This is a genomic window from Bacillus sp. P4_E1 (assembly GCF_056401715.1).
Map to the genome: position 1 here is coordinate 1 of NZ_JBFUIV010000021.1, position 11,936 is coordinate 11,936.

Annotated in this window: 11 protein-coding genes, 12 tRNA genes and 1 rRNA gene; 2 read left to right on the forward strand and 22 right to left on the reverse strand. The window is 39.1% G+C overall.

Annotation, left to right across the window (positions count from 1 at the left end; genetic code table 11):
- The 14 genes from AC1DS7_RS23220 to AC1DS7_RS23285 all read right to left on the reverse strand — a co-directional run.
- Positions 1 to 154: ribosomal RNA gene (locus tag AC1DS7_RS23220) — 16S ribosomal RNA — on the reverse strand; the annotation flags it as partial.
- A gap of 76 nt (positions 155 to 230) precedes the next feature.
- Positions 231 to 301, reverse strand: a tRNA-Gly gene (locus tag AC1DS7_RS23225).
- A gap of 1 nt (position 302) precedes the next feature.
- Positions 303 to 379, reverse strand: a tRNA-Pro gene (locus AC1DS7_RS23230).
- A gap of 3 nt (positions 380 to 382) precedes the next feature.
- Positions 383 to 459 (reverse strand) — tRNA-Arg (locus AC1DS7_RS23235).
- A gap of 96 nt (positions 460 to 555) precedes the next feature.
- Positions 556 to 638 (reverse strand) — tRNA-Leu (locus tag AC1DS7_RS23240).
- Between the two features lie 16 nt (positions 639 to 654).
- Positions 655 to 727, reverse strand: a tRNA-Lys gene (locus AC1DS7_RS23245).
- A 5-nt stretch (positions 728 to 732) separates the two neighbouring features.
- Positions 733 to 807, reverse strand: a tRNA-Gln gene (locus AC1DS7_RS23250).
- 87 nt (positions 808 to 894) lie between these two features.
- Positions 895 to 970: transfer RNA gene (locus AC1DS7_RS23255), tRNA-Asp, on the reverse strand.
- A gap of 3 nt (positions 971 to 973) precedes the next feature.
- Positions 974 to 1,050 (reverse strand) — tRNA-Met (locus AC1DS7_RS23260).
- 24 nt (positions 1,051 to 1,074) lie between these two features.
- A tRNA-Val gene (locus AC1DS7_RS23265) sits at positions 1,075 to 1,150 on the reverse strand.
- 4 nt (positions 1,151 to 1,154) lie between these two features.
- Positions 1,155 to 1,229: transfer RNA gene (locus AC1DS7_RS23270), tRNA-Glu, on the reverse strand.
- Between the two features lie 8 nt (positions 1,230 to 1,237).
- Positions 1,238 to 1,328, reverse strand: a tRNA-Ser gene (locus AC1DS7_RS23275).
- A 3-nt stretch (positions 1,329 to 1,331) separates the two neighbouring features.
- Positions 1,332 to 1,406: transfer RNA gene (locus tag AC1DS7_RS23280), tRNA-Asn, on the reverse strand.
- A 114-nt stretch (positions 1,407 to 1,520) separates the two neighbouring features.
- On the reverse strand, positions 1,521 to 1,976 hold the full coding sequence (locus tag AC1DS7_RS23285) for a SprT family protein (protein WP_476999239.1): 456 nt from the start codon (positions 1,974 to 1,976) through the stop codon (positions 1,521 to 1,523).
- Positions 1,977 to 2,186: 210 nt separating this feature from the next.
- Here AC1DS7_RS23285 and cmpA point away from each other — a divergent pair, with 210 nt between their 5' ends.
- On the forward strand, positions 2,187 to 2,303 hold the full coding sequence (cmpA, locus tag AC1DS7_RS23290; RefSeq protein WP_001143642.1) for a cortex morphogenetic protein CmpA: 117 nt from the start codon (positions 2,187 to 2,189) through the stop codon (positions 2,301 to 2,303).
- A 57-nt stretch (positions 2,304 to 2,360) separates the two neighbouring features.
- Here the strand turns inward: cmpA and AC1DS7_RS23295 are convergent, their stop codons facing one another.
- From AC1DS7_RS23295 to acpS, 6 genes are all read right to left on the reverse strand, one after another.
- Positions 2,361 to 4,529 carry a Tex family protein gene (locus AC1DS7_RS23295; protein WP_002029442.1) on the reverse strand — a complete coding sequence of 723 codons (2,169 nt, stop codon included), beginning with the start codon at positions 4,527 to 4,529 and terminating at the stop codon, positions 2,361 to 2,363.
- Between the two features lie 68 nt (positions 4,530 to 4,597).
- On the reverse strand, positions 4,598 to 4,948 hold the full coding sequence (gene ndoA / locus AC1DS7_RS23300; RefSeq protein WP_000635965.1) for a type II toxin-antitoxin system endoribonuclease NdoA: 351 nt from the start codon (positions 4,946 to 4,948) through the stop codon (positions 4,598 to 4,600).
- A 4-nt stretch (positions 4,949 to 4,952) separates the two neighbouring features.
- The gene (locus tag AC1DS7_RS23305) at positions 4,953 to 5,240 is read right to left on the reverse strand and encodes an antitoxin EndoAI (RefSeq protein WP_000004570.1); all 288 of its coding nucleotides are present in this window, start codon (positions 5,238 to 5,240) and stop codon (positions 4,953 to 4,955) included.
- A 311-nt stretch (positions 5,241 to 5,551) separates the two neighbouring features.
- A complete protein-coding gene (alr, locus tag AC1DS7_RS23310) occupies positions 5,552 to 6,721 on the reverse strand; it encodes an alanine racemase (RefSeq protein ID WP_002009971.1) in 1,170 nt (389 codons plus the stop codon).
- A 117-nt stretch (positions 6,722 to 6,838) separates the two neighbouring features.
- Positions 6,839 to 7,789, reverse strand: a complete 951-nt coding sequence (locus AC1DS7_RS23315) for a LolA family protein (protein WP_002124820.1) — start codon at positions 7,787 to 7,789, stop codon at positions 6,839 to 6,841.
- Positions 7,790 to 7,945: 156 nt separating this feature from the next.
- Positions 7,946 to 8,305: a holo-ACP synthase gene (acpS, locus tag AC1DS7_RS23320; protein ID WP_002009969.1), complete on the reverse strand. Its 360-nt coding sequence runs from the start codon at positions 8,303 to 8,305 to the stop codon at positions 7,946 to 7,948.
- A 91-nt stretch (positions 8,306 to 8,396) separates the two neighbouring features.
- On the opposite strand from acpS, the gene AC1DS7_RS23325 reads away from it, so the two are divergent.
- Positions 8,397 to 8,945: a rhomboid family intramembrane serine protease gene (locus AC1DS7_RS23325; protein ID WP_002139859.1), complete on the forward strand. Its 549-nt coding sequence runs from the start codon at positions 8,397 to 8,399 to the stop codon at positions 8,943 to 8,945.
- A 169-nt stretch (positions 8,946 to 9,114) separates the two neighbouring features.
- On the opposite strand, the gene uvsE is transcribed toward AC1DS7_RS23325, so the two are convergent.
- Together uvsE and cshA are read right to left on the reverse strand one after the other, a co-directional pair.
- Positions 9,115 to 10,077 carry a UV DNA damage repair endonuclease UvsE gene (gene uvsE / locus AC1DS7_RS23330; RefSeq protein WP_002029436.1) on the reverse strand — a complete coding sequence of 321 codons (963 nt, stop codon included), beginning with the start codon at positions 10,075 to 10,077 and terminating at the stop codon, positions 9,115 to 9,117.
- A 93-nt stretch (positions 10,078 to 10,170) separates the two neighbouring features.
- On the reverse strand, positions 10,171 to 11,799 hold the full coding sequence (gene cshA, locus AC1DS7_RS23335) for a degradosome RNA helicase CshA (protein WP_002091378.1): 1,629 nt from the start codon (positions 11,797 to 11,799) through the stop codon (positions 10,171 to 10,173).
- Between the last annotated feature and the right edge of the window lie 137 nt (positions 11,800 to 11,936).

Here is an 11,936-nt window from a genome sequence, read left to right on the forward strand (position 1 = left end):
GAGTTATCCCAGTCTTATGGGTAGGTTACCCACGTGTTACTCACCCGTCCGCCGCTAACTTCATAAGAGCAAGCTCTTAATCCATTCGCTCGACTTGCATGTATTAGGCACGCCGCCAGCGTTCATCCTGAGCCAGGATCAAACTCTCCAATAAAGTTAGTTTGTCTAGCATCTAAAAATAAAAATTGACGTTCACGTTGTTTGTTTCGTTCAGTTTTCAAAGAACTAAAAGCGGGTGAAGAGAATCGAACTCTCGACCAGAGCTTGGAAGGCTCTTGTTTTACCACTAAACTACACCCGCGTGGTCGGGAAGACAGGATTTGAACCTGCGACCCCCTGGTCCCAAACCAGGTGCTCTACCAAGCTGAGCCACTTCCCGTTATGGCGCGCCCGAGAGGAGTCGAACCCCTAACCTCTTGATCCGTAGTCAAACGCTCTATCCAATTGAGCTACGGGCGCTTATTCATGATGTTTTTTCGTCGTTGTATTTTGGCGACTCAATTATCTTACCATACTACATTTTCAAATGCAAGTACTTTTTAAAAGATTTTTTGATGCGGCCGAGAGGACTTGAACCTCCACGGGGTTTCCCCCACTAGGCCCTCAACCTAGCGCGTCTGCCGTTCCGCCACGACCGCGCGGAAAAAACAAAAGTGAGCCATGAAGGATTCGAACCTTCGACCCTCTGATTAAAAGTCAGATGCTCTACCAACTGAGCTAATGGCTCGTAAATGGCTGGGCTAGCTGGATTCGAACCAGCGCATGACGGAGTCAAAGTCCGTTGCCTTACCGCTTGGCTATAGCCCATCGAAATAGTTATCTTCTTTTCAAAGACAAATGTTATTTTACCATAATGTCCAATAAAAAACAACTGCTATATAGCAGAAGTTAAAATGGCGGTCCCGACCGGGGTCGAACCGGCGATCTCCTGCGTGACAGGCAGGCATGTTAACCACTACACCACGGGACCATTTGGTTGCGGGGACAGGATTTGAACCTGCGACCTTCGGGTTATGAGCCCGACGAGCTACCGTACTGCTCCACCCCGCGATAATATTATTTATATAATTTATATGGTGGAGGATGACGGGATCGAACCGCCGACCCCCTGCTTGTAAGGCAGGTGCTCTCCCAGCTGAGCTAATCCTCCGAAGTGGTGACCCGTACGGGATTCGAACCCGTGTTACCGCCGTGAAAGGGCGGTGTCTTAACCACTTGACCAACGGGCCAATATGTATGGCAGAGAAGAAGGGATTCGAACCCTCGCACCGCGTTAGCGATCTACTCCCTTAGCAGGGGAGCCCCTTGAGCCACTTGGGTACTTCTCTGTATGGCTCCGCAGGTAGGACTCGAACCTACGACCGATCGGTTAACAGCCGATAGCTCTACCACTGAGCTACTGCGGAATAATGAAGACAATTTGTATCTTATAAAAATTCTCATCGTAAGTCAAGAAGTTTTTTCACAACATCTTGCGCAAACGTGACATGTTTATAATATACTGGATTGCGTTTTCACTGTCAAGATGTTTTCACTACCAGTTTTAGTTGTCCTTTACACTTTCCACATACATATCTTTGTGTATTTATTTGACGTCTTCTTACATATTGAAAAGAACACCCCATACATTCATACATAGAAACTCTCATTTCCTCCTCACTAATCATTCGTTTACAAAAACGTGGTGCACCTACTTTCTTTAATAACTCACGAAAATCTCTATCTCGATGCTTATACCCTTTTCCTGTGATATGTAAGTGATAATGACAAAGTTCATGTTTAACAATCCCGACTAACTCTTCTTTTCCATATACTTCGTAATATCGATAATTCAATTCTATATTATGATTCTTCAATAGATAACGCCCACCAGTTGTACGTAACCTACTATTAAACATCGCTTTATGTAAAAACGGCATTCCAAAGCATTGTAACGATACCTCTTCCACTAACCGCTGAATTTCTTGCTCATCCATTCTCATTCCTCCTAAACTAAAAAATATTTCCACACTTTTCTCCCTTCTTATACATATAGTAAATAGTACATATACCCATCCTCATTCAAGAAGCGTGATTTCTAAAAATGCAGCATTGCTAGAAATCCACTCACCAACCTCTCATCAAAGTTACTTTAGCTAAAAGGAGCTACTTTTTTTGAGAGCAGGATTAAACAAGGAGGGATTCCTATGCCCACGTGGCTAAAGAAACAAATGCAACGTGCATATTTTGAGAAAAACCGGTATCAAATCAAGTTACTAAATGAATGCTGGTTTTATTATAGTAAAATACATCAAAGCTCATAATCAATTAAACTTTCCAGTTCATAAAAAAAGAGCAGTTTCATCTGCTCTCTTTTCTTACTATTCAATCGGTAACATTGATAATGCAACACGACCTTTTTTCGTATCAATATCATCTACCCATACCTTTACAATTTGTCCCACGGATACAATATCTAATGGATGCTTTACAAATTGTTTGCTTAGTTTAGAAATATGCACTAAACCATCTTGCTTCACACCAATATCAACAAAGGCACCGAAATCAACAACATTGCGGATCGTTCCCTCTAATTCCATACCACGCTTTAAATCTTCTAATTTTAAAATCCCCTTTTTCAAAAGTGGCTTTGGCAACTCATCCCTCATATCTCGCTCCGGGCTAATTAAAGCATCCATAATATCAACTAATGTCGGCTCACCAATCTCCGTCTCTTGAGATAATTTAGAAATATCTACTCCTTCGAAACTCTTTTGCAAGTTTGGTTTCCCCACATCATTCTTTGATAACCCTAAGCTCTTCAATAGCAATTCAACATTTTTATATTGTTCCGGATGAATCCCTGTGCGATCTAACGGATTCGCTCCTTCTAATATACGTAAAAACCCGATACATTGTTCATATGTTTTTGCACCTAAACGTGGGATTTTCTTTAACTCAGTACGCTTCGTGAATTTCCCATCTTCCTCACGCTTAGCTACAATATTTTTCGCAACTGTTTTTGATAACCCCGAAACATATTGCAACAATGCAACTGAAGCTGTATTTACATTAACACCAACTCGGTTAACTGCCGTCTCTACTACAAATGTTAATGATTCATTTAATCGCTTTTGAGATACATCATGTTGATATTGTCCCACCCCAACAGATTTAGGGTCAATTTTCACAAGCTCTGCAAGTGGATCTTGTAGACGTCTCCCAATTGAAACAGCACTTCTTTCTTCAACCTGTAAATTTGGAAACTCCTCGCGAGCTACATCAGATGCTGAGTACACACTAGCACCCGCTTCATTTACAATAATGTAAAATACATCTCGCTCTACATTTTGTAATACATCTACTATAAATTCTTCCGTTTCCCTCGAAGCTGTACCATTTCCAATCGCTATCATTTCAACTTCATATTTATCTATAATTGAAATGATTTTCGTTTTTGCATCCTCATATTTACGAGCAGGCGGATGCGGATAAATAACATCTATGTGAAGAACTTTTCCTGTATCATCTACTACAGCTAATTTACAACCGGTTCTATATGCTGGATCTACCGCTAACACAACTTTCCCTTTCATCGGAGGTTGTAATAATAAATTACGTAAATTCTCAGAGAAAATATGAATCGCTTGTTCTTCGGCCGTTTCCATTAATTCTTTACGAATTTCTCTTTCTATTGAAGGTTGAATTAATCGCTTATATCCATCTTCCATCGCTAATTGTACATAATGCGCACTTTTAGAAGCTTCATCAAGAATCATTTTTTTATGTAAAAACTGAAGAATTTCTTCAATTGGCGTGATAACAGAAACTCTTAATACGTCTTCCTTTTCACCACGATTCATAGCTAGTACACGATGCGGCACTACTTTTTGCAACGGTTCTTCATAGCCATAATACATTTCATATATATTCTTTTCATCTTTTTCTTTATCTTTTACAGATGAAGACATAATCCCTTTTCGGAAAGTAGTATTGCGAATCCAACTACGATATGCCGCATTATCCGAAACAAGTTCCGCAATAATATCTTGCGCACCTTGCAACGCATCTTCTGCAGACGCCACTTCCTTTTCTGCATTAACAAATTCCATAGCCTTCTCTGCTGGATTTTCTTTTTTATATAATAATAGCCACTCAGCTAACGGTTCTAATCCCTTTTCTTTAGCAATTGTAGCTTTCGTTCTTCTTTTTTCTTTATATGGACGATATAAGTCTTCTACTTCTTGAAGTTTTGTTGCAGCAACAATATGACGACGCAACTCTTCGGTTAGTTTACCCTTTTCACCAATAAGACGAAGAACCTCTTCTTTCCTATCTTCTAGTTGCATCATATATTGCCATCTTTCTAAGATTGCACGAATTTGCACCTCATCAAGAGACCCTGTCCATTCTTTTCGGTAACGAGCGATAAATGGAACTGTGTTACCTTCTTCTGTTAATTGAATAACATGACGAACTTGCTTTTCTGTAAAGCCTAATTCTTTCACTAACATTTTCATTAACCCTTGTCGATTATCTACCATTTCCATATCCAACCGTAACCTCCTCTATAATAAAAAAAAGTTGCCCTGTAAAGAGAGCAACTTAAACTGCCGATTTAAAAATCTATTAGTCCTAAACTAATTTGTAACGCTTCATCTACACGACTCATCATCACTTCATCTAAATGAGTGATTTTGTCCGTTAAGCGTTGCTTATCGATTGTTCGAATCTGCTCAAGTAAAATAACAGAATCCCTCTCAAAACCGTACTTTTTCGCATCAATTTCCACATGAGTGGGTAATTTCGCTTTTTGAATCTGTGCAGTAATAGCCGCTACAATCACAGTCGGACTAAAACGATTTCCGATGTCATTTTGAATGACAAGAACCGGACGAACGCCTCCTTGCTCAGAACCAACAACTGGGGAAAGGTCTGCAAAATACACGTCGCCGCGTTTTACAATCAAAATATTACCCCCCGCTAACTAAGCGTTCTACTGTATGAGCTGCTTCATACTCTGCTAAGAAAGCTTCAGATGCAATACCAAGATTAATTTTTCCCATTTCAATGTACCCACGTCGCATTGATTCATGTTGGTAGCGTTTCTTCGTCTTATGTTGACGCAATAACAGTTGTGTTGCCTGGCAAATTAGTTCATGGCGATTCTTATTCTCTTGTTTTCCAATTCCGTCCAATTCCGTTACCATTTGCTTTGGCAACCGAACCACGATTTCAGTAGTTACACTTGATTCGGACACAAAAATACACCTCCACCGTCAACTACACACCCAAATATATATATGACACCTATTGTAATAATACCATTGTATGGAGCCTGTTGCAAAGACTTCCTTATTCCTTGCTTATGTTTTCCAATTCATAAATAAAACATTCATCTTCTTTTACTTTTTATCTCTTTCAAACAAGAAATAAAGCAATCCTTCAGTAATATTTCATTGCAACTTATATTAATAACAAGTATAAAAAGAAGCTCCCCAGCGAAAAAGAGCCTATTCTTTATTAGTGAAACTCCTCCAAATGACGAGATGCTGAGTAATAATACCTTCTTCTATATATCGTTCAAATAATTGATTACTTCTACAACTTTACCGTGTCGTATAAATATTCTCGGTACACGGAAGCTTATCGTTGCAATAATTTCATAATTAATAGTCCCGGAATATTCAGCAACCTCGGTAGCACTAATATACTCATCACCTTGTCTCCCAATGAGTGTAACTTTCGTACCAAGTGGCACTTCACAAGGAAGATGTATCATGAATTGATCCATTGTTACTCGCCCTACAATCGGTACTCTTTCACCGTTTACAAGTACCTTAAACCCTTGCAATCTTCTAAGCCAGCCATCTGCATACCCAATCGCAACTGTCGCAATCCATTCTTCGGTTCTCGTTCGGTATGTGACATTATAACTAATCCCATCCCCTTTAATCACTTGCTTAATATGAGCAACTTTCGTATGAAGTGACAACGCCGGTTCCAATTTAAACGGTAAAAAAGGACGTATTTCTACAGATGGGGATAGTCCATACATCGCAATACCAATTCGCACTGCATTAAATGTAATCCCTTGAAATCTTAACGTTGCAGCACTATTGGCTGTATGGACAAATTTAGGGTTCACTCCAAATTCTTTCAACCAACTTAACTGCTGCAAGAACGTATTATATTGCTTATCAAAGTAAGAAGTCTCAACCTCATCGGATGTTGCAAAATGTGTATATACTCCTTCTAACTCTAAAAATGGCGCGCCTTCTAAACTCTTTAAGAACCCCTTTAATTCTTTTCGTTCGCGTATTCCAATTCTCCCCATACCACTATCAAAATTAATATGGAATTTCATTATTGATGAACCATCCCAGAGCTTTATCGCGTCTTCTACCCATTCTTTTTGAAAAACAGTTAATGCTACATCATTTTCAGCAGCAACATTTACATCACGAGGAGGGGAAGGACCTAATACTAAAATCGGTGCAGTAATACCAGCCCTCCGAAGCACTAAAGCTTCATCTAAAAAAGCAACTGCTAATCTTGTTGCCCCTGCTTCTAATGCGGTTTTAGCCACTGGTACATAATCGTGCCCATATGCATTCGCTTTAACTACAGCAAAAATTTCTACATCACTTGGAATGAACTCTTTAATATGCGTAACATTGTTATAGATTGCATCTAAATCCACTTCCACCCACGTGTCACGGTAAAACGGTGCTTCTTCCATAAATACACTTCCTTATACACGATATGCGAAGCTTATTCTTTTATATGCTTCTTTTATGAAATCCACCTTCAAACTAAGAAAAGACGTGGTGCACATATATCACCACGTCTAAGAAGTTTACTTCACCTGCTTCGCTGTAACCGAACGAGCAACCATCAACAACTCATTCGTCTCTAAACCTTTAGACACGAGCATATATTCTACTCCGTTATGTGACCACGTTACAGAGTCTTTCGTCAATGCACCAATCGTGAAACCAAGATCAACCGGCTCTCCACTTACACTTACCGCCGATGAGGCCTCTGCAACTTTTGACTTTTCTTGTATTAAAGTAAAGGATTTCTTACTTCCAGTGTATGTGAGTATTGCACGCTTGCCACTGTCTGTCTTCAACTCTTCTTCCTCTTTCAAAGTCATACCTTGCGGTGTATCACGTGGATACAAAATAGCAAACGGTTTGTCTTCCTTCGCTGCCGTCTGAACATCTACTTGTGCTCTAGACATATTTTGTTTCGTATCAAATGCACCTTTATCAAACTTTGCATCAAACTTTACTTTAGTGAAATCTACTTTTACAAGGACATTTTGATCATTATCCATCAGTTTCACAGAAACTGGTGTTAAATCACTTTTATTCAGCTTAATTTCTTGTTTCGGCAACATATTTTGATGTTGATAATTTGTTTTTGTTTTAAACACATAATACTTATCTGTTTTCTCGAAAGAGAGATTTTTCTTATCTTGCAAAATATCTCTTACAAGTGATTCATATAAATAAGCCTGGCTACTATTTTGCGGCCAATCACTTTGAAAACGGAAACTCTTATTAAGTGCCGGTGTTAATACAAATACACCTTCATCATTCCTTAAAATAATTTGACTCTGATCCTTTTTCGCATTCTGCAAATTCACACGATAATACGAAGGTTCTTTATGCCAAATTTCTACATTGTACTCTTGAGGTTCATTTCCTGTTTTAATAGATAATTTCGCTTCAGCTTGATAACTCTTCATACTTTTAACTTTCGTTTCTAAATCTCTCACAACATCTTCCTGTTTCTTTTCCATACAACCCGCCAACACAAAAACGGTCAATAAACCGACAAGAACTAAAAACAGACGCCTTTTCATCACTTCAGCCCCTTTGCCCCTATAAATGAATGGAAGATATGCCTTCCTTATCGCTACCTCAAATATATGAGACAAAGATATAAAATATGCAGACTAGCGTGACGAGCTTTCCAAAACAACTTGAGCAACGGCAAATTCTTTACTATGACTAATTGATAAATGAACAATATGCTCTGTATTTGTAATGATAATCGGCTTACCTCTATCATCATTCCTTACTTCAATATCTAAAAAACTCACTTCTTTCCCGATACCGGTCCCTACCGCTTTAGAATACGCCTCTTTTGCTGCAAATCTTCCAGCTACAAATTCTGTAAGACGACTTCCTTTCAGCCCCTCGGCAACACCACGTTCTCTTTCAGTTAAAATACGTTCCATAAATTTAAGCTTTCCATCTAGCATTTTTTCAATTCGATTTAACTCAATAATATCGATTCCAATCCCTACAATCATTTCAAAATCCCCTTCTTCTATTTAGCTTTCTTCATTCATATTGTAAGAATAACAGGAATCTTTCTGATGCAAAAGGAGTGATACTAACAACATGCTAATACCATCCACTCGCATTTCCTTACAACCGATTATCATTTCTTTACTTCTTATACAATTAGTCATGATTATATTGAGCGACTTTTCCCTCTTTCACCTGGCAGCCTACAATGAATATATCGCTAAAGGAGAATGGTGGCGTGTCATAACTTCCTTACTTGTACACGTAGACTTACAACATTTCCTTTCTAATAGTATTTGTTTATTCGTATTTGGTTCTTCCATCGAAAAACAACTAGGACACTTTTCTTTCATCATTATTTTTTTCCTTTCTGGCATTCTCGGGAATATTTCTTCTTATATTATTATGCCTCTTGAATATATTCACGCCGGAGCATCTGGTGGTATTTTCGGATTACTAGGCGCCCAATTATTTTTATTGTATAGTCGATATCGTTCTTCAAAACCAAGAGACATCGCTATTTTTTCAATAATGATACTTATATTACTACTATTTACTTTCTTTAATCCCTCTGCCAATCCTATAAGCCATTTAACAGGACTGATCATCGGCGGCATGTGCACCCCTTTTTTAATAAAGTGAAATTTTAATCAGTGGGGGGGTTCCATCCCCCACTGATTATTAGCCCGCACCAATCGGGCTTTTACGGGCAGCCCGACTCCCACCTAACTCCCTCGCATTCGCCGAATTTTGAGGCGGGAGTCTTACTGCCCGGCAAATAGCGGGACAAAAAAAAACGATGGCGCAGAGCTTATTTAATATAGAAGCTCGCACCATCGATAATTTCCACATCTGTTTGTTTACTTAACTCTCTCATTAGTTGAAATAAAGACTCGTCCTTTTTCTTCGCCTCAATCATACAATCAATTCGCGGAACACTCCCCTTTATCTTTTTCAAAAAAGATAAGAAAGTATCTACATCAATAAAATCTGCATGTGCTCTCGGGTTTTTTCCATCTCTAGGACTGGAGATGTGCATTTTAACCGGTAACAAAGACGATTCCCACGTATGTACAACACGCGCCCAATCTTCATGCCAATCTTCCTGGTCATTATTCATCATATGATGGTGCAAATCAAACACGACTGGAATGTCTAATTTCTCACCTAAATACAATGTTTCTTCTAAAGAAAAGGTCGTGTCATCATTTTCTAATATAATCATCTCTTGAATACCTCTTGGAACAGTTGACCAATTTTCTATAAAGCGTTCTAATGCAAGCTCCTTATCTTTATAACCTCCTCCCACATGTAATACACATCGTTGCTTATGTTCAATTCCCATACCCTTTAACAATTTTTTGTGCATCTGCAATGTCTTTACAGATTGTTTGAAAATACTCTCCTCAGGTGAATTTAGTACAACAAAGTGATCTGGATGGAAGTCAATTCGCATATTCATACGAATTGCATATTCACCTAATTCTTTCAGATTTTCTTTTAACGGACGAATATAGTTCCAATCTAACAACTCCTCATGATTCGCTAAAGGAATAAGCTTGGAACTAAGTCGAAAGAAAGATATATCATGCCCTTTATTATGTTTTAATAACCGTAAGCAATTTTCCAAATTCGAATTAGCGATTCTTTCAAGTTTACGAATCGCAGCCTCTCGATCATCAATCCGCTGAAACTGTGCATACGTCATCGTTTGAGATGGAGAAGCATTCTTCAAATGTACACTCATCGCAACATACCCAAGTCTTACAAGCATACAGCACCTCATTTCTATACGAGTTACTATGTAGTATGCACAATTACAGAAATAAAAAAAGAGAATGCCAGCAAAGGGCATTCTCTTTTTTTATTAAGCTTGTGGACGGCTATGATGTTTTCTTTCGCCGCGTCCATTTGAAGATCCAGGGCGACCTTCACCTTTACGACCACGGTTGCCATCACGGCTACCAGCATCACGGCTACCGCCATCACGATTACGATCACGGTTACGACCATCGCCACTTCCACTTCCACTTCCACTTCCACGTCCATCACGATTGCGATCACGGTTACGACCATCGCCACCGCCGCGTCCATCACGACTACGATTACGGTTACCATCACGGTATCCACTTCCGTTACCACCGCGTTTTTTAGAACCGCCACCGCCACCTCTTGAAACAACTGGTGGTTCTGATGTTAAAGCGATCGGAGTTGTATCCGGCTCTTTTGTCATCATTTTTAAAGCAGCAGCTACTACTGTTACAGAATCATTCTCTTCTAACATTTCTTCTGCAATACGCTTATAGTATGATAAGTTATCATTTTCAATTGTGCTTTGAAGTTTTTCAGCGATTAAACGTTGTTGACCTTCTAGTGCCTCGTCAAGTGTCGGTGCTTCCATACGATCAACCTTACGTTTTGTTGTACGCTCGATATTTTTCAATTGTCCTGATTCACGTGGCGTTACAAATAACATTGCAATACCTTTTTTACCGGCACGGCCAGTACGACCGATACGGTGAACGTATGATTCTGGATCTTGCGGGATATCGAAGTTGTATACGTGTGTTACGCCTGAAATATCAAGACCACGTGCAGCAACGTCTGTTGCAACAAGAACTTCGATAGCACCTTCTTTAAATTTACGTAATACAGACATACGTTTTGCTTGTGTTAAGTCACCATGAATACCTTCTGCTGCATAACCACGTAAGTTTAATGCTTCTGATAATTCATCAACACGACGCTTTGTACGACCGAATATGATTGCAAGCTCTGGAGATTGAATATCTAGTAAGCGTGTTAACACGTCAAACTTTTTCTTTTCTTGCACTTCTAAATAGAACTGCTGAATGTTTGGCATTGTTACTTCTTTTGCTTTTACTTTAATGTGTTGAGGCTCAGTCATGAAACGCTCAGCAATGCGACGGATTGGGTCTGGCATTGTCGCTGAGAATAATAATGTTTGATGTGTTTCTGGTACATCTGTTAAAATCGCTTCAATATCTTCAATGAAGCCCATGTTTAACATTTCATCTGCTTCGTCAAGAACAACTGTCTCTACGTTTTGCAGGCGAAGTGTTTTACGGTTAATATGATCTAAAATACGACCCGGCGTACCAACAATAATGTGTGGGTGTTTTTTTAGAGCACGAATTTGGCGGTTAATATCTTGACCACCATAAATTGGTAGAATACGAACACGTTTATGTTTACCAAGTTTGTATAGCTCTTCTCCAACTTGAATTGCTAATTCGCGCGTTGGCGCGATAACAATACCTTGAACTGCATCTTTATTTGTATCCACTTTATCTAATAGTGGTAATCCGAATGCTGCTGTTTTCCCTGTACCTGTTTGCGCTTGCCCAATAATATCCTTACCTTGCAATGCATGTGGAATTGTTTCAGCTTGAATCGGCGTAGCCTCTTCAAAACCCATACTTTCAACAGATTGTAGTAAAGACTCACTTAATCCTAATTCTCGAAATGTTGTCAATGTTACTTCTCCTTTTCTATCCTATACTTATCATTTAAAAAAAGGCGTTTTCCGAACTTGCGGAAAAGCCCTTTTCCTGAATACTGACGTATAACCGGGCGTATATTCTTCACGAAAATACTTCTAAACGTTATTAC

Bases quoted from the DNA above. Each gene is read 5' to 3' on its own strand.
- acpS (WP_002009969.1), bottom strand. From the start codon at position 8,305: ATGATTGTAGGGATTGGAATCGATATTATTGAGTTAAATCGAATTGAA.
- AC1DS7_RS23325 (WP_002139859.1), top strand. From the start codon at position 8,397: ATGCTAATACCATCCACTCGCATTTCCTTACAACCGATTATCATTTCT.
- AC1DS7_RS23285 (WP_476999239.1), bottom strand. From the start codon at position 1,976: ATGGATGAGCAAGAAATTCAGCGGTTAGTGGAAGAGGTATCGTTACAA.
- alr (WP_002009971.1), bottom strand. From the start codon at position 6,721: ATGGAAGAAGCACCGTTTTACCGTGACACGTGGGTGGAAGTGGATTTA.
- AC1DS7_RS23315 (WP_002124820.1), bottom strand. From the start codon at position 7,789: ATGGAAAAGAAACAGGAAGATGTTGTGAGAGATTTAGAAACGAAAGTT.
- uvsE (WP_002029436.1), bottom strand. From the start codon at position 10,077: ATGCTTGTAAGACTTGGGTATGTTGCGATGAGTGTACATTTGAAGAAT.
- cmpA (WP_001143642.1), top strand. From the start codon at position 2,187: ATGCCCACGTGGCTAAAGAAACAAATGCAACGTGCATATTTTGAGAAA.
- AC1DS7_RS23295 (WP_002029442.1), bottom strand. From the start codon at position 4,529: ATGGAAATGGTAGATAATCGACAAGGGTTAATGAAAATGTTAGTGAAA.